Here is a 16,506-nt window from a genome sequence, read left to right on the forward strand (position 1 = left end):
CCGGCCAGGAACGCCAGGACGATGCCCTCCAGCGTCCCCTTGAGCATCTCGGTCAGCTGCCTGCCCACGGAACACCCCCTCAGCTACTTGGTGTCGCTGACTACCGGTACAAAGTAACACCGACTACCGGTACATAGCAACACCGAATAGGTGGGTCGCGATCCGGGGCCTTGAGCGTGTGCGGAGCCTGAGTGACTGGATCCAGGCGGTCATCCGCGCCTACGGGTCCGCGCGCTGTTTCGGCCGTTCAGAGCCGTACGTGCCAGGACGCACGCCGTGGCGAAGTGGGTGACCGGGCGCAGATGGCCGGCGGTGCCGTGGGGGGCCAGGCCGGCCAGGACGAGCCCGCCGAGGTTGGCAGCGGCCGGTGCCCAGGCTGGGCGCAAGAGCTGGTAGGTCAGCGTGTGCAGCAGGCAGCCGAGAGCTCCGGCCGCGACCGGGGGCAACGACGCCATGCGGGGGCGGGCGAGCTGCGCGTCGGCTAGGGCCGGGTGACCGCCACGCGATGCGGACCCGGGAGTCGGCGTCCTCGATCCAGTCGACGGGCACCTCGTGCACGCGCAGCCCGTTGTGCTCGGCGAGCAGCAGCAACCCGGTGTCGGGTGCACCCCGGCCAGCTCACCGGCCAAACCCGCGGCAGGGGGAACCCGCCCAGATGGGCGACCAGCGTCCGGATGCAGCCCCCAGGGCGCGCTCCTCGTCGAGCGCCGGGATGACGATGTCCACACCGGCCTGACCGGCTGCGGCGTCGGCGATGACGGACCCGGCCCGTGGCTCCGCCATGTCGCCCAGGTCTCCTTGATGTCGCGGGGCGTCACATGCCGATCGTCGACATGGGCCGTTCCAGGCGGAAGCGCTGGTTGGCGTTGTTCCAGCAGCGGAACTGCACGATGGGCGCCCTGTCGTTCAGGGTCGCGCCGCTCACGTCCAGGCACTTGTCGTTAACCCGTGGACCAACTGGCTGACCCGTCGCTTCGCCGCCGAGTACGCCGCCCACTTCAGCCTCGTGCTGCGCGGACTCGACCGCTACCGGCTGCCGATCCCGCTCGGCGGCACCTCCAACCACTTCCGCGCCGACGCGCGGCTGGCCCTGGGCGGCTGGGACACCTACAACGTCACGGAAGACGCCGACCTGGGCATCCGCATCGCCCGCCGTGGCTGGGACGTACGCATGATGGTCTCGGTGACCGAAGAGGAGGCCAACAGCCGCCTGGGCAACTGGATCCGGCAGCGCAGCCGCTGGATCAAAGGCTACCTCCAGACCTGGCTCGTCCACACGCGCCACCCGCTGCGGCTGTGGCGGGAGCTGGGCACCAGACGGACCCTCGCCTTCCACCTCACCATGGGCCTGCCCACGCTGACCACCCTGGCGAACCCGTTCTTCTGGGCGCTGACGCTCCTCTACCTGTGCACCGGCACCCGCTATGTGCAGGCACTCTTCCCGCCCGCCTCGCTCTACCGCGGCGCCGCCGCCATGGTCATCGGCAACTTCCTGATGATCTACTGCATGATGGCCGGCTGCCTGGAACGCCGCCTCTTCTCCGCGGTCCGCGCGATGTTGTCCATCCCTCTTTACTGGGCGTTGATGAGCGTGGCCGCCTACAAGGCGCTCTTCCAGCTCCTCCGGCCCGGCCGACGCCACTACTGTGGAGCTCACGGAGCACGGCCTCGTCGACGTTCCCGGTGCCGCCGCCCTGCAGGAGGACGGAGACCGGGAACCCGCGCTGGGCTGAGCACACGCGGTCATGCACCTCTGCGGAGCAGCCAGGCGCTCACTGAGACCGCCGCCAACCCGTCTACGACGAGCCCGCGTTCGTCGTCAGGAACAGTCGAGCTGCTCGCCGTGCGGGCGGCGTGGTCGTAGCCGATCGGTGAGACCGACCACCAGGGAAACCGGCACGAGACAAGCAAATACGGCGCTACGACTCGAAAGCCCAATCTTGATTGATGCGGTTCCAGGCATCGGTATCTCCAATGCAGTCCCACATCTGCAAGGGGGCGCCAACCCGAGGCGGTGCGGGTGCGGATGGGTTTGCGGCATCGAGACACTTGCCGCTTTGGCGGCCTTCCAGGAGCCTGGTGTTGGGGTCATTGCCGCCGAACCAATCTATCTGGAACGCCTGCGGCCTGAAGAGCTGATTGGGGCCTCCATGGCACTGCCAGAGAATCACCCTGGCCCCGTTGTTGGTGCCGAAGCCCGAAACATCCAGGCAGTAGTCCGCGAACCACACGATCTCGCTCCATCCGCCTTCCTTGTAGCGAAAGTAGAATTTGGTGTTGCTGTTACGCTGCCCCAGCAGCACAGGCGTTCCGTTGACGCATGCGGGGTTGTCAGGGATATAGCAGCTCGCGGGTATTGATATGTCTGCGGGCAGGCCGGACAGCCTGTTGGTGATGTAGGTTGAGGGGCCATCGCGATGCATGCTCGCGAAAGCCGGAGACGTGTCTGCGAAGAACAGAAAGGATGCGCTGAGCGCATTAAGGAAGATCGTGAATTGTCTTCTCAACATCGCGTCCCCCCGAAAGGTTCTTGCGAGCAGAGGCAGAACACCAAGCCGCGCTTGATATCAGTCGACGACTTCCAAGAAGCCTATCGGAACCGCTCCTGGCGAAGGCCAATGGCATGGCCAGGATCTCACCAAGTCCACAAGCCACCGCCCGGCGCACTCTGCGCAGAGGACATCACATTTCCTCGTACGGGGGTCCGGCAACCCCTCAGGGCTCGACTCCCGACGCCAAAGCGGAGGAGGCCCTGGCCCGCGTGTACACCTTGGGCTTCACCGGCCAGCTCGCGGGCGAAGACGTCCAGAACCCGCTGGCCGGCGATGCGCGGGGGATAGCAGGGCTCCTCCTTCGTCGATCGAACAGCGGGTGAACACGGGAACCGTCTCGGTCTTGCCCGATCACCGCGCCGCCCCGGTGGGGTGACCGGACTGGGTCCACCTTCGGCCGAGCGGGCCCAGTTCTGCCTGTGCCGGTTCTGCGGGGAAGCCTCCGCCCTGCAAGCTCGGGCTCATGCCTGCGTGTCTCACTGGGCGATGCTTCCTACGGGGAGATCGATGGTGATGTCGAGGCCGCCCCCGCTGCGGGCGGTGACCGCGATGTGTCCTTGGTGGGCGAGGGTGACCGCGCGGACGATCGTCAGCCCCAGCCCCAGGCCCTCGGTGCGGACGCGAGTGCCTTGCCCGTGCACGAACGGTTCCAGCAGCGTCTCCGCCTGCTCGGGCGCGATCTCCCGGCCGGTGTTGGAGATCCGCAGGACGGCGCGCCCATCCGCCGTGCCTGTGTCGAGTGACAGGTGGCCGCCCGCCCGGTTGTAGCGCAGGGCGTTGTCGACGAGGTTGCCGATCATCCGTTCCAGCAGGATGGGTTCACCGGTGACCGGTGCCGGCCGGAGCCGGGATCGTACCGTGACGTCGGCCGCTGCCGCCCGCGTCTGGACGGCGTCGAGAACGTCGGCCGCGATGACGGCCAGGTCACCTGGTTCCCGCGCGCCGAGCCCCGCCTGGCTGCGGGCCAGCAGCAGCAGCCCGTCCAGGACGCGCTGCATGTGCTCGACGGCGTCGCGGACGTCGCCGGCCATCGCCAGCAGGTCGGCCGGGTTGGGATCTCCGTCGAGGGTGACGTCGATGGCGGTGCGGGCGGTGGTCAGCGGGGTACGCAGCTCGTGGGCGGCGTTGGCGGTGAACAGCCGCTGGCCGTCCAGGACCCGGTCGCGTTCGGCGACGCCGTGCTGGATGCGGTCCAGCATGTCGTTGACCGTGCTCGCCAGCGCCGACAGCTCGTCAGCGGGGGTGGTGACCGGTACCCGCGCGGTGAGGTTCTCGGCCGACAACCGCCGGGCGGCGACGGAGATCGCGCGGATCGGCCGCAGCACCCGGCCGGCCACCAGCCAGCTCAGCGCGGCGGCCAAGGCGGTCACCACGACGAGCGCCAGACCGGCCTGGGGCAGCAGCGCGGACAGGGTGTCGGCCTGCACCCGGTCGGCGAGATCGTGCAGGTCCTGCGGCTGCGGCGGCATCAGCTGGAGGGTGCCCTGTGGGTCTTGGCCGGCCGGATCCAGGTGGGTGACGAGGGCGGGGCGCCGGTTCATCAGCAGGTAGGTGAGCCCGGTCAGCGCGATCCCGGCGGCGAGCACCAGGGCGGTCTGCAGCAGGGCGAGCCGGGCCCGGGCCGTCAGCCGCACGGGCCGATCCGGTAGCCGGCGCCGATGACGGTCTCGATCAGCGGCGGGTCGCCGAGCTTGCGGCGCAGCGTGCCGACGGTGATCCGGACCGCGTTGGTGAACGGGTCGGCGTGCTCGTCCCATACCCGCTCCAGGAGCGTCTCCGCGCTCACCACGTCACCGGCGGCGGCCAGCAGCTGCTCCAGCACGCCGAACTCCTTGGGGGTCAGGCGCAGCAGCCGGCCGTCCCGCTCGGCGCTGCGCCGGGCCGGATCCAGCATCACGTCGCCGGCCCGCAGCACCGGCGGGCGGGCCGGCGCGCTGCGCCGTACCAGGGCGTGCACCCGGGCGACCAGCTCGGAGAAGGCGAACGGCTTGCCCAGGTAGTCGTCGGCGCCCAGCATCAGCCCGCCCACCCGGTCCTGCACGGCGTCGGACGCGGTCAGCATCAGCACCCGCGACTCGCCCCGCTGGGCGAGCCGGCGGCACACCGTATCGCCGTGCACGATGGGCAGGTCCCGGTCCAGGACCACCACCTCGTACGGGGTGAGCTCGCACTTGTCCAGCGCGCTCCGGCCGTCCAGGGCGACGTCGACGGTGAAGCCGTGCCTGCGCAGCCCGGCCTGGATGTACCTGGCCAGGGGCTGCTCGTCTTCGACCAGGAGCACACGCATCCGGAAAGTATCGCAACGTCCGCATATGGACCACATATGGTCCGCCGATCGCCCGCCGATAAGCGCCGGCCGGTAGATGTGATCACCCTCGAACCCCCGTAGAGAGGATCACACGATGAGCCGTGCACGAACGGCCGGCACGACCGGGCTCGCCTCCGCCCTGCTGGCCTTGAGCCTCCACGCACCCGCACCCGCACTCGCAGCCGGCCAGGCCCGGCTGGGAGACGTACAGCAGGCGATGGAGAGCGTGGCGAGGACCGCGGGCGTGGTGGGTGCCGTCGGTGAGGTGTACGTCGACGGCAAGCGCGTGGGCCGGGGCACGGCGGGCTCACGCCTGCTCGGCGGAAAGGGCGGGCGCATCCCCTCGGACTCCCGCTACCGCATCGCCTCCCAGACCAAGCTGATGGAAGCCGCGATAGTGCTGCAACTGGTCGGGGAGGGCAAACTCAAGCTGGAGGACAAGCTCAGCAGCCTCCTGCCCGAGATGGCCGAACACGACTACGTGCACCGGGCCGACGAGATCACCGTGCAGCAGTTGCTCCGCCACACCTCGGGCATCCCCGACTCGCTCGGCGGGAAGTTCGACGTCTTCGACTTCACCACCTCCTACAAGCCGATCGACCTGGTCAAAGCCGCACGTACCGCCCCCCAGGGGGAGCCGGGAAAGTATCTCTACTCCACCACCAACTACATCCTCCTCGGCATGATCATCGAGAGGGTGACCGGCCACGACCGGGCCGCCGAGTTCGAGCGGCGCCTGTTCGGCCCGCTCGGCATGAACCACACCTATCTGGCCACCAAGGTCTCCGACCGGATCAAGGGCCCGCACGGGCATGGCTACTATCCCGACGCCAAGGGCAGGCCGCGCGACGTCGACCGGCTCAACGCCACCACCTATGGCGCCGAAGGCGCGATCTCCACCGCGCACGACGTCAGCGCCTTCTACCGCGCGCTCAACCAGGGCGAGCTGGTGCCGCCGGACCTGCAGAAGCAGATGCCGCGGCCCTTCCCCGAGCTGTGCGGCGGCACGGTCTCCTCGGCCTCGGGCGGCCTGCCCGGCGTCAGCTCTGTCACCTTCTCCTCGACCGACGGCCGGACCCATTTCGCGATGGCCGCCACCCTGAAGATCGGCAACGAGAAGGCCATGGCCGTCGGCGACGCCATGAAGAAGGCCGCCGAAGCGGTGCTCTGCCCCGGCCCGTGACCGGGGTCATCCGCCATTCACTTCGACTCACTTCGACTCACTTCGACTCACTTCGACTCACTTCGACGAGGAGAGCTTCCATGAGACGACGAATCCTGGACGCGCTGGTCACGGCACCGTTCGCGCTCGCCCTGCTGCTGACCGGTTGCGGCACCGGCGACAAGGCCGCGGCCGGCGCTTCGCCGAGCGCGGACTCCCGGGAGAAGGCGCTGAAGTTCGCTCAGTGCATGCGTGACAACGGTGTCGAGGCGTATCCCGACCCGGAGGACGGCAGGATGCTCATCACCCAGGAGGCCGGCGAGGACCCCGACTTCAAGGCCGCCGAAGAGAAGTGCCAGAAGGAGTCGGCCGCCGCCGGCCCGGGTGGTTCTTGACGGGTATGGCCACCATCGACGGCAAGGCGGACCCGGAGGCACGGTCACGTGGTTGGCCGCTCAGCTCGGCGATCTTTCCAGGGCGCTCACGACACGCGCCCTGGACCGGAGGCCGGGGCCGGGGGCGTACGGGAGACTGAGCTCATGTTCCCGGAGACTCCCGCTGCCACGGCGGCGCTGTCGGTGGCCAGGCGTTTCTGCTCACCGGCGCTGCTCAACCACTGCGTCCGGTCCTACCTTTGGGGAGCGATGTACGGCGCGGCGCACCGCATCGCCTACGACGACGAGTTGTACTACGTCTCGGCGCTGCTCCACGACATCGGACTGACGGAGGCGTTCGACAGCCACGCAGTGCCGTTCGAGGAGGCGGGGGGCCAGTTGGCCTGGGTCTTCGGTACGGCGGCCGGCTGGCCGGCGGAGCGGGCCGCCAGGGCCGAGGAGATCATCGTGCTGCACATGCGCGAGGATGTGTCCGCGGCCGCCGACCCCGAGGCGCACCTGCTGCAGGTCGCCACGAGCTGGGAGACCGTCGGACGGCATGCCGAGCAGTTCCCGGCGGACGCACGAGCGGACATGCTTGCCCGCTATCCCCGGCTGGGATTCGCCGGGGACTTCCTGGCCTCCTTCGAGGACCAGGCGAGGCGCAAGCCGGCCAGTGCCGCCGCCGCCTCGGTCCGCAACGACCTTGCCGCACGCAGCGCCGCCAACCCCCTCGAAGACCTTTCGCCCTCCTGACCGAGCCCCGTGTGGGATGTGAGGGGAACCGACGGCTTCCAGACGGTCGTGGATCCGCAACAGAGGTCTGGGGAACCGCGTCAACGACAGATTCCGTGTCAGGTGCCGCCGCCGCTTGCATGGTCCGCGACAGAGATGGAAAGGTCTTCTGCGAGAGCGGGCTTCTGACGGCCCTGCGTAGGGTTGCGGCCACATCAAAAATGGTCAAGATGATGGTCAACTGTCGGGATGTCGCGTGCCCGGCGGGTACCAACGTTGGTCTATGTACGCAGGACTGTCGGCGGCGGCCGTCGACCACCGCTCCACCACCGTCCGCGGGTGGCGGTTGTGCTCCCGAGGGTCCACGCCGACCGGCGCGTCGCGTCATCCTGTTGCCGCAGACTGCCATCGAGCACCATCGGGCGGCATCGGCCTTGCTGCGGTCGATGAGGAACAGGCGGCATTCGTCGTTCGCGCAGGGGCGCAGCCGCCCCGGACTGTGCTTGGCGAGTTCGTCCCACGCGAGGACGGCTCGTACGGCGACTTCGCGTTCCGGTCGGACGCTGAGGGTTCAGGCGATGTGGCCGCCCTTGATTGCCGGTACGCGGGTCACGCCGTGCAACGCTGGGGCCAGCACGTCCGGGAGGTTGTCGCCGCGAACGACCGCTTGCGGCGCCTGCCGGACCTCCAGTACGTGCCGCAGCTTCGCCTCCCTGCCCAGGCCGTCGAGCCTGACCTGGTCGAGGTGCACCTCGACGGCGCCCGGCTGCGGCCGGAGCCCGGCAAGGCCGTGATCCCGCACGGCGCCGACCGCGACCTCACCGGCAGCGAGCTGGATCTGGGCAGACTGCCATGACCGCGCCCGTGTCAGACAGCGGCCACCTGCCGCCGGTGCTGCTGTCGGTCAACGTCGGCATGCCGAAGAACGTGCCCTGGCAGGGCAAGACCGTCTACACCGGCGTCTGGAAGCACCCCGTGCACGGCCCCGTGATGGCCCGCCGGCTCAACCTCGACGGCGACGGCCAAGGCGACTTGCAGGGCCACGGCGGCGAGCAGCGGGCCGTGCTGGTCTACCAGATCGACTCCTACCGATACTGGCAGCAGTACTTCCGACGCGACGACTTCGATTACGGCCAGTTCGGCGAGAACCTCACCGTCGACGGCCTGCCCGACGACGAGGTGTGCATCGGCGACCGGTACCGCATCGGCCAGGCCGAGTTCGAGGTCACGCAGCCTCGGGTCACCTGCTACCGGGTCGGCCTGCGCATGGGCGAGCCCGAACTGCCCGCCCTGCTGGTCGGCCACCACCGTCCCGGTTTCTACATGCGGGTCATCCGCGAAGGCACCATCCAGGCCGGCGACCAGATCATCAAGACCCGTACCGGACCCGGCGCGCTGACCGTGACCGACGCCGACGCGCTGCTCTACCTCCCCGGCCGCGACCCCGCCAAGCTCCGCCTCGCCACCCAGATCCCCGCCCTCAGCCCTGGCTGGCAGCAATCCTTCCGCGACCTGCTCCAAGCGGCCGACGCTGCCGCCGGCGCGCCCGAGCACGCCGAGCCGGCCTGGACCGGATTCCGCGCACTGAAGGTCGCCGAGGTCGTCCCGGAGAGCACGACCGTCTCCTCCGTCTACCTCGCCGCCGCGGACGGGACCCGCCTCCCGGCAACCCAGGCCGGCCAGTACCTGACGCTGCGGATCCCCGGCGCCGGCACGCCCGCCCCGGTACGCAGCTACTCCCTGTCTTCCGCGCCCGACGCCGACTGCTACCGCATCAGCGTCAAGCGTGAATCGCACGGCATCGTGAGCGGCTACCTGACCACCACGCTGCGGCCGGGCATGATCCTCGACGCCGCCGCGCCGCGCGGCGAGTTCGTCCTGGACGCCGGCACCGGCCCGGTCCTGCTGGTCTCCGCCGGCATCGGTCTCACACCGGTGCTGTCCATGCTGCACGAGCTCGCCGCTCGCCGCAGCGACCGAGAGGTGTGGTGGATCCACGGTGCCCGCCGGCCGCAAGAGCATCCATTGGCGGCCGAAGCGCACTCCCTGCTCGCATCCCTGCCGCGCGCCCACGAGCACATCTTCTACAGCGCCGCCACACCCGAGGAACGGCGCGCCAAGGACGCCGCTCCCGGGCGCCTCACCAGGGACAGGCTCCGCGCGCTGTCCATCCCGGCCACCGCGACCGCGTACGTCTGCGGGCCACTCGCCTTCATGGCCGACATGACCGACGCCCTCACCACCGCCGGGATCGACCTGCCCCGCATCCACACCGAGGTGTTCGGAGCCCTGCCCCTCATCAACCCGGGCCTCACCAGGCAGCCTGAACGGGCGCCGCACCAGCCGCCCGGGCCGCCCGGAACCGGGCCGCAGGTGGCCTTCGCCCGCAGCGGCATCACCACCCGCTTCACCGCCGGCGGCCACAGCCTGCTCGAACTCGCCGAGGCCTGCGACATCCCCACCCGCTGGAGTTGCCGCACCGGCGTCTGCCACACCTGCATCACGCCCCTGCTGTCCGGCCAGGTCACCTACTCCCCGGACCCGCTGGAACCACCGGCCGACGGGCAGGTGCTCACGTGCTGCGCCCAGCCCGCCACCGACATCGTCGTGGACATGTGATGGAAGCGGCGAGCGGCTTGGCGATCGTTACATCCCAGGCGAGACCCAGTACACGAGTATTGGCACGGCACCGCCATCGGTGAGGTGTCCGTGGACGGCGAACGGGTGGCTCTTGCGGGCCGCACCTGGGTTTGCCGTAGCGATTATCATCTTGATCGCAAGAACGGCATCGCTTGCGGGTGCCCGATGGTCGCTGGCTTGACCACGCCGCCGGGGGGCCGGCGGCTGGATGGGGGCGAAAGGTCATGCCGACGTTGTCTGATCCGAGGCCGCCGCTGTTGAACCGGCAGCGAGAACGCGCGGTGCTCGATGGCCTGCTGGGGGACCTGCGGGATGGACGTGGCCGGGCGCTGGTGCTGCGCGGTGAGGCGGGGGTGGGCAAGTCGGCGCTGCTGGGGCATGTGGTGGAGGCGGCGGCCGATATACGCGTGGCGCGAGCGGCCGGGGTCGAGTCGGAGATGGAGCTGGCGTTCGCCGGCCTGCATCTGCTCTGCGCGCCGCTGCTGCACCGGCTCGAGCGCCTGCCCGGTCCGCAGCGTCATGCGCTGGAAGCCGCGTTCGGGCTACGGGAAGGGGGCGCGCCAGATCGGTTCCTGGTGGGTCTGGCGGTGTTGACCTTGCTGGCGGAGGCGGCGGAGGAACGCGCGCTTTTGTGCGTGGTCGATGATGCGCAGTGGCTGGACCGGTCGTCAGCGCAGGTGCTGGCGTTCGTGGCACGACGGCTGCTGGCCGAACCGGTGGGGCTGATCTTCGCCGTGCGCGAACCGGAAGAGCAACTCCAAGGCTTGGCCGATCTGGAGGTGCGCGGCCTGCCGGCGCAAGAATCCCTCACGCTGTTGCGCTCAGTGGTCCCCTTCCAGCTGGACGAACGGGTCAAGGATCGGATCCTGGCCGAGACGAACGGCAACCCGCTGGCGCTGCTGGAGTTACCGCGCGGGCTGAGCCCCATACAGCTGGCGGGCGGGTTCGGACTGGTCGAGGCACAGGCGCTCCCAGCGCGGATCGAGCAGGGCTTCCGGCGCCGGCTGGAGGCGCTGCCGGCCGAGACGCGGGCGCTGATGCTGGTGGCCGCAGCCGAGCCGACGGGTAACCCCGTACTGATCTGGCAGGCGGCCGGGCGGCTCGGAATCTCCGCCTCCGCCGCGGAGACCGCTCAGACCGACGGGCTCCTGCATATGGGAACGGGGGTGCGGTTCCGGCATCCGCTCGTACGGTCGGCGGTGTACTCGGCAGCGTCGCTACAGGAACGGCGGGCGACGCACCGGGCGCTGGCCGAGGAGACCGACCGCGACCATGACCCCGATCGGCGGGCCTGGCATCTGGCCGCGGCAGCCCCCGGACCCGACGAAGAGGTGGCCGCGGAACTGGAGCGATCGGCGGACCGTGCACAGGCCCGCGGCGGCATAGCCGCGGCGGCGGCGTTCCTGCAACGCGCGGCCGAGCTGACGAGCGACCCCGGACCACGATCCGAACGGGCCCTGACCGCCGCACAGGCGAATGTCTTGGCCGGCGCGTTCGACGCTGCGTCCGGCCTGCTCGCGATCGCGGCGGCAGGACCGCTGGACGAACTCCAGCAGGCCCGTGTCGACCTGGTGCACGGGCAGATCGCGTTCGCCTCCAGCATGGGGGGCGACGCTCCGCCGATACTGGCGAGGGCGGCCAAGCGACTGGGGTCGCTGGATCCCGCGCTCGCGCGGCAGACGTACCTGGAAGCCTGGTATGCCGCGTTGTTCGCCGGGCGGTTCGCGGGCACCGACGACCTGCACGAGATCTCCCGGGCCGCCCGATCGGCTTCGCCGCCTTCGGGCGCGATCCGGCCGCCGGACCTGCTGCTGGACGCGCTGGCGGTCCTGGTCACCGAGGGACGCGCCGCGGCTGCGCCATTGCTGAGACGGTCGGCTTGGGTCTTCGCCGAAGGGGAGATCACCCTGGCGGAGCGCCTGCAATGGAGCCCGATGGCGGCCGTCGCCGCGTCGGCGCTGTGGGACGAGAAGTGCTGGTACGCGATGCAGTCCCGCGAGCTTCAGTACTGCCGTGAGGCGGGACTGCTCGGCCCGCTGGGGATCTGGGTGAACGCGATGGCCGTCTTGGAGACCTGGCGCGGTGATTTCGCGGAGGCCGCTTCGCTGGTCGCGGAGGCAGAGGCGATCGCGACTGCGACAGGGAGCCGGAGCTTCGCCACTGGGGTCGTGATGCTCGCCGCGTTCCGAGGGACCGAAGCCGAGGCCGCCCCGCTCATCGAGCGCGTGACCGTGGAGGCCCGGGCTTCCGGCCAGGGTGTGGGGGAACAATTCGCGCAGTGGGTGGGGGCCGTACTCAACAACGGGCTCGGCCGTTACGAAGAGGCCCTTGTCGCGGCGCAAGCCGCCCAAGCCGCCCCTGGGGCGCCTGAGATGCACGTCTCCATGTGGGCGCTTTCCGAGTTGGTCGAGGCGGCCAGCAGAACCGGACAGACCCGGCAGGCCACGGAGGCGCTCGACCGGCTGGCCGAGGCGACCGCCATCGGTGACGGTGGCTGGGGGCCGGGGCTCTACGCGCGGTCCCGGGCGCTGCTCAGTGGTGGCGAGGAGGCCGAGCGTTGGTATCGCGAAGCGGTGGACCGGCTGAGCAGCACCGGCATTCGCACCGAACTCGCCCGCGCGCACCTGCTCTACGGCGAGTGGTTGCGCCGCGAAGGCCGGCGGGCCGACGCCCGGACGCAACTGCGCACCGCGCACGACATGTTCAACGCGATCGGCATGGAGGCTTTCGCCGGGCGGGCCTACAACGAACTGCTGGCCACCGGCGAGACCGTACGCAAGCGCACCACCGACAAAGCGGACCAGCTCACCCCTCAGGAGGGCCAGATCGCCAGGCTGGCCAGGACGGGCCTGTCGAACGCAGAGATCGCCGCCCAGTTGTTCCTCAGCCCGCGCACCGTCGAATACCACCTGAGCAAGGTGTTCACCAAGCTCGGCATCGCCTCTCGCCACCAACTCCCGCAGGCGCTGCTCGACAACGGCCACGACCGGCCGTGAGCCGAGGCCATCCATGGGTCGCGGTGGCGAGCATCGGCGGAGACCTCCGGCCCGCGCACCGGCGGCAGCACCCCGGGACATGCCGTCTGTGACCTCTGGCAGGCCATCGCTGCACCCAGAGCGATCCAGGAAGTCCTCGACGCCGCCCGCACCGAACAGACCACCCCGCCTGGCATGACCGCTACGCCCTCCGGTGCGGCATCGAGGCCACCATCCACCAAGCCGTCACCGTCATCGTCACCGGCCTGCGCCGCGCCCGCTACCGCGGCATCAAGAAAGTCCACCCCGAACCCGTCGTCTCCGCGATCGTGGTCAACCTGATCCGCCTGGACGCCTGGTGGAACGGCCACCCTCTGCAGCGCAAACGCACCAGTCACGTGGCCCGACCCGGGCCAACCCTGACCACCTGAAACGAGTTGACCAGCAGAGTCCTGCACATACGCCGTCTGGGCACCCCCGCCGGGTCCCGGCTCCGGCCGGGAACTGCTGATCAGCTCCAGCCGCCGGGTACCTCGTAGGGCAGCTTCTCCCCGAGTTCCTCCCGGTCGATCACCTCCCCTTCGGCGGGCAGCAGCACGCCGGCCCGGCGGCCCCAGCTGTAGCGGGTGTCCGACTCGATGCGCATGGACTCGTCGTAGAAGGGCATGACTGCCTTGGCCTGCACCCGCTGTACCAGGCCGGTCGGGCCGAACCGGATGGTGTAGGAGATGGTCCCGACCCGGCCGCTCTTGGAGCGGAGGCCGAAGCGTGAGACGAAGGCCGGGGACGCCTTGACCAGCACGTCAGTGTTGATCTTCCCCGTCAGCACCCCGCCGCGGTAGGAACTGCGATGCGCCAGGAGGGTCTTCAGCGTGGCCGGCTCCAGGACCTCCAGCAGCCTGTCGCTGGTGGGCAGATCGGTGTGCCGGAAGCGCACCCACTTGATCCCCTCGGGCAACGCCTCGTCCACCAGGGGGCCCGAGACGTAGTCGTCGTAGCGCGATGAGATGATCCTGACCGGCTTCTGGTCCCGGGCCAGCCTCTCCTTGCTCTCCGGGTCCTCGGCGGCGTCGAGCAGCTTGTCGCTGCCGCGCATGGTCTGCGACAGGTCGGCGGCGATCTCGCCTTCGGGGCCGAAGCCGATGATGCCGTTCATGCGGTAGGTGATGAACAGCCCGCGCCCGTAGTCGTCCTTGGCGGTGGACACGACGTCGACAGCCCTGCCGCGCGTCAGCTCGGCTTGGAGCGCCTTGACCGGGTCGACCGCGGGAGCGGCGTACGCGGTGGCGGCGGTGAGCTGTAACAGGCCGATGGCCGCGGCGAGGCCGGCGGCGGTTCGCTTCATGTGGATTCCTCGGGACGCTCCGGTCGGACGCGAACAATCTGATGCACCAAAGATCTTCAGTCAAGCCCGGCGGCGATCCTGGCCAGCGAGTACTGCCTCGTCGCGCATGACACACGCACCATGCGAGGCCGGGCTGTAGCAGCAGATGGACATCCGGCACCGCACTGTTCACCCAGTACCGGTACTTCCGCGACGTGGGCCTGGGGCAGCTGCCGAACTCGTCGGTGATCCGGTCGTTTCGCGGACGGATGGGTGCCGGCGATCCGGCCGTGGCGGGCCGGCGAGCCGGCTAGGCGAGCAGGCTCGCGTCACCACGACCACGGCGAGCTTGGTGAACACGACGATGCTCTGCGGCATTCCCTGGCCGCTCTCGGCCACTACCTCGACGTCGGCAACCCGCCCGGCCACGCTAGGGAGCTCGCCTCCGTCGCCTGGTACCACGCCCTGCTCGGCCGGTACGCCGACGCCATCACCTACTGCGAGCAGGCCATCGCACGCCTGGCCGAGCAGAACATGACGGCCGCCGAAGCGTCGGCCTGGGACACCTTGGGCTACGTCCACCACCATCCCGGCGACCACAACCAGGCGCCCCGCGACCTGGGACCGCAACCGCGTCGCCGTCACCTCCTGGCCGACCTGGTGTCAGATCAAGAAGCACTGGGCCGCGCCGTCGGTCCGGCCGACGCCGCACGCCGCACGCCGCACGCCGCAAGGAAACCACCGACGAGACCCGCGCGGTCGCGCCAAGACCACGATCCACCGGCTGCTGTCGAGCCGCGACATCCCCCTACGAGAGCGGGCGCTGTGGCGGCTGCTCTGCGAAACGCCGTTGGATCCACCTTGGTCGGGTGGGGCTGCGGGCGCGTGTCAGCCCAGTGCTTTGCGCAGCAGCGCCGTCAACTGATCCTGTTCGTCGGGGGAGAGCCGTCCGACCGCCGTGCGGGCGAAGGTGAAGGCTGTTGCGAACCGGTGGTTGATCTCGTCTCCGCGGGGGGTTCGCGCGACGAGGCGTGCGCGGCGGTCCCGGGGATTCGGTTCGCGGGTCACGAGGCCGAGCGCTTCGAGACGCGCGACGATCTGGGTGATGTTGGAGGCATCGCAGCCGAGCTCCTCGGCCAGGGCGCCCATACCGCGCCGCTCGTCGAGTCGCCCGAGCACACATGCCTGCGCCGCGCTGAGCGACAGCTCGGCCGCGGCCGCCTCGTAGGCGCGGTCATATACGTCCACCAGGTCGAACAAGGCGGCCTCGGCCTCGGACGAGGTGGCTACGGGTCCGTTCGGCAGCGCCATGACCCCCAGCTTAGAGGAGTTACTTGATTCGCTCAAATAGCTGTGGTCCAATGATACTTGATTCACTCAAGTAAACAAGGAGGGCCGATGGACAGCAGAGTCGAGCGCACACCGGGCGGCGCGATCGTGGTGCCGCAGATGAACGCGGTCGTCCTTGACCGGTTCGGCGGAGTCGACGAACTCTCGCCGCGCCGGATACCGCTCCCGGAGGTCGGCGACGACGATGTTCTCATCCGGGTGGAGTTCGCAGGGGTCGGGTCCTGGGACGCGGTCGAGCGGGAGGGGGACTACGACGGCGCTTTCGGCATCCCGTCGACCTTTCCCTACGTCCTCGGCTGGGACGCGGCGGGCACGGTGGCCGCGGTCGGACGTAACGTCACCCGGTTCGACGTGGGCGAGCGCGTCTACGCTTCGACGATGCCTTTGCCACGTGGCGGCGCCTACGCCGAGTACGCCGTCGTCGAGGCGGAGTTCGTGGCGCGCGTACCCGACCGGCTGCCGACCGAACAGGCCGGCGCGATGGCGTGGGATGCCCTGACCGCACTGAGCGGTCTCGATCTGCTCGGCCTACGACCGGACGAGACGCTCATGGTCTTCGGGGCCAGCGGGGGCATCGGCCACCAGGCCGTGCAGCTGGCGCGGCACAGCGGCATCCGAGTGCTGGCCGTGGCCTCCGGCGACGACGGTGTCGCCCTGGCCCGGCGGCTGGGTGCCGACGCCGTCATCGACGGTCGCAAAGTCGATGTGCCGGCTGCGGCCTTCGAGTTCGCGCCAGGCGGGCTCGATGGGGCTCTGGTCACAGTGGGAGGCGAGACCGCCGAACGGTCTCTTCGCGCGATCAAGAGTTCGGGACGGATCGCCTGGCCGAACGGTTGCTTGCCCGTGCCTGTGACGCCGCCGGACGCGACGGTGTCCTACTACGACGGGGACCGCACCGCCACCGATCGGCTGAACGCGATCATCGAGGCGAGCTCCTTCGAGGTCCACGTCGCCCGGACCTTCCCGATGGAGCGAGTCAAGGATGCGCATCGCGCCCTGAAGGATCACTATGTGGGGAAGCTGGCCCTCAAGGTCGGATAGGACGCGACAAGCGGCCGGCGGCGGGCCGAGCGGGACCGTCATCGC

At 69.8% G+C, this 16,506-nt stretch carries 16 protein-coding genes and 1 pseudogene; 9 read left to right on the forward strand and 8 right to left on the reverse strand.

The annotated features are described in order from the left end of the window. Positions 1-209: 209 nt before the first annotated feature. Entirely contained in the window at positions 210-455 is a 246-nt protein-coding gene (locus tag ACBJ59_RS58665) for a hypothetical protein (RefSeq protein ID WP_375118651.1), read from the reverse strand. Between the two features lie 163 nt (positions 456-618). After that, positions 619-783, reverse strand: a complete 165-nt coding sequence (locus tag ACBJ59_RS58670; protein ID WP_375118652.1) for a hypothetical protein — start codon at positions 781-783, stop codon at positions 619-621. A gap of 100 nt (positions 784-883) precedes the next feature. On the opposite strand from ACBJ59_RS58670, the gene ACBJ59_RS58675 reads away from it, so the two are divergent. Beyond that, positions 884-1,864 carry a glycosyltransferase family 2 protein gene (locus ACBJ59_RS58675; RefSeq protein ID WP_375118722.1) on the forward strand — a complete coding sequence of 327 codons (981 nt, stop codon included), beginning with the start codon at positions 884-886 and terminating at the stop codon, positions 1,862-1,864. 55 nt (positions 1,865-1,919) lie between these two features. Here the strand turns inward: ACBJ59_RS58675 and ACBJ59_RS58680 are convergent, their stop codons facing one another. The 3 genes from ACBJ59_RS58680 to ACBJ59_RS58690 form a co-directional block, all read right to left on the reverse strand. Then, complete coding sequence (locus ACBJ59_RS58680; protein ID WP_375118653.1) at positions 1,920-2,510, reverse strand: RICIN domain-containing protein; 591 nt, start codon at positions 2,508-2,510, stop codon at positions 1,920-1,922. 518 nt (positions 2,511-3,028) lie between these two features. Beyond that, positions 3,029-4,186, reverse strand: a complete 1,158-nt coding sequence (locus ACBJ59_RS58685) for a sensor histidine kinase (protein ID WP_375118654.1) — start codon at positions 4,184-4,186, stop codon at positions 3,029-3,031. Then, a complete protein-coding gene (locus ACBJ59_RS58690) occupies positions 4,177-4,839 on the reverse strand; it encodes a response regulator transcription factor (RefSeq protein ID WP_375118655.1) in 663 nt (220 codons plus the stop codon). Before ACBJ59_RS58690 ends, ACBJ59_RS58685 begins: the two co-directional genes overlap by 10 nt. A 115-nt stretch (positions 4,840-4,954) precedes the next feature. On the opposite strand from ACBJ59_RS58690, the gene ACBJ59_RS58695 reads away from it, so the two are divergent. The 3 genes from ACBJ59_RS58695 (at position 4,955) to ACBJ59_RS58705 (ending at position 7,152) form a co-directional block, all read left to right on the forward strand. Beyond that, positions 4,955-6,043: a serine hydrolase domain-containing protein gene (locus ACBJ59_RS58695; RefSeq protein WP_375118656.1), complete on the forward strand. Its 1,089-nt coding sequence runs from the start codon at positions 4,955-4,957 to the stop codon at positions 6,041-6,043. An 80-nt stretch (positions 6,044-6,123) separates the two neighbouring features. Beyond that, complete coding sequence (locus ACBJ59_RS58700; protein ID WP_375118657.1) at positions 6,124-6,417, forward strand: hypothetical protein; 294 nt, start codon at positions 6,124-6,126, stop codon at positions 6,415-6,417. Positions 6,418-6,561: 144 nt separating this feature from the next. After that, positions 6,562-7,152, forward strand: coding sequence for a cyanamide hydratase (locus ACBJ59_RS58705; protein ID WP_375118658.1), 591 nt, complete (start codon positions 6,562-6,564; stop codon positions 7,150-7,152). A 358-nt stretch (positions 7,153-7,510) separates the two neighbouring features. Here the strand turns inward: ACBJ59_RS58705 and ACBJ59_RS58710 are convergent. Further along, positions 7,511-7,618, reverse strand: a pseudogene (locus ACBJ59_RS58710) (CGNR zinc finger domain-containing protein); the annotation flags it as partial. Positions 7,619-7,711: 93 nt separating this feature from the next. On the opposite strand from ACBJ59_RS58710, the gene ACBJ59_RS58715 reads away from it, so the two are divergent. From ACBJ59_RS58715 to ACBJ59_RS58730, 4 genes are all read left to right on the forward strand, one after another. Then, positions 7,712-7,987 (forward strand): hypothetical protein, encoded by a 276-nt coding sequence (locus ACBJ59_RS58715; protein ID WP_375118659.1) that lies wholly within the window; start codon positions 7,712-7,714, stop codon positions 7,985-7,987. Then, positions 7,984-9,750, forward strand: a complete 1,767-nt coding sequence (locus tag ACBJ59_RS58720) for an MOSC domain-containing protein (protein WP_375118660.1) — start codon at positions 7,984-7,986, stop codon at positions 9,748-9,750. The genes ACBJ59_RS58715 and ACBJ59_RS58720 overlap by 4 nt, the downstream gene beginning before the upstream one ends. Positions 9,751-9,995: 245 nt before the next feature. Further along, positions 9,996-12,767: a helix-turn-helix transcriptional regulator gene (locus ACBJ59_RS58725; RefSeq protein WP_375118661.1), complete on the forward strand. Its 2,772-nt coding sequence runs from the start codon at positions 9,996-9,998 to the stop codon at positions 12,765-12,767. Between the two features lie 95 nt (positions 12,768-12,862). After that, positions 12,863-13,177: a transposase gene (locus tag ACBJ59_RS58730; protein ID WP_375118723.1), complete on the forward strand. Its 315-nt coding sequence runs from the start codon at positions 12,863-12,865 to the stop codon at positions 13,175-13,177. Between the two features lie 80 nt (positions 13,178-13,257). Here the strand turns inward: ACBJ59_RS58730 and ACBJ59_RS58735 are convergent, their stop codons facing one another. Further along, on the reverse strand, positions 13,258-14,091 hold the full coding sequence (locus tag ACBJ59_RS58735; protein ID WP_375118662.1) for a hypothetical protein: 834 nt from the start codon (positions 14,089-14,091) through the stop codon (positions 13,258-13,260). Between the two features lie 867 nt (positions 14,092-14,958). After that, positions 14,959-15,381 carry a MarR family winged helix-turn-helix transcriptional regulator gene (locus tag ACBJ59_RS58740; protein WP_375118663.1) on the reverse strand — a complete coding sequence of 141 codons (423 nt, stop codon included), beginning with the start codon at positions 15,379-15,381 and terminating at the stop codon, positions 14,959-14,961. An 87-nt stretch (positions 15,382-15,468) separates the two neighbouring features. Between ACBJ59_RS58740 and ACBJ59_RS58745 the strand changes: the two genes are divergently transcribed. Next, positions 15,469-16,461: a zinc-binding alcohol dehydrogenase family protein gene (locus tag ACBJ59_RS58745; RefSeq protein WP_375118664.1), complete on the forward strand. Its 993-nt coding sequence runs from the start codon at positions 15,469-15,471 to the stop codon at positions 16,459-16,461. The last annotated feature ends 45 nt before the right edge of the window (positions 16,462-16,506 follow it).

The organism is Nonomuraea sp. MTCD27 (genome assembly GCF_041950495.1).
Classification (GTDB): Bacteria; Actinomycetota; Actinomycetes; order Streptosporangiales; family Streptosporangiaceae; genus Nonomuraea.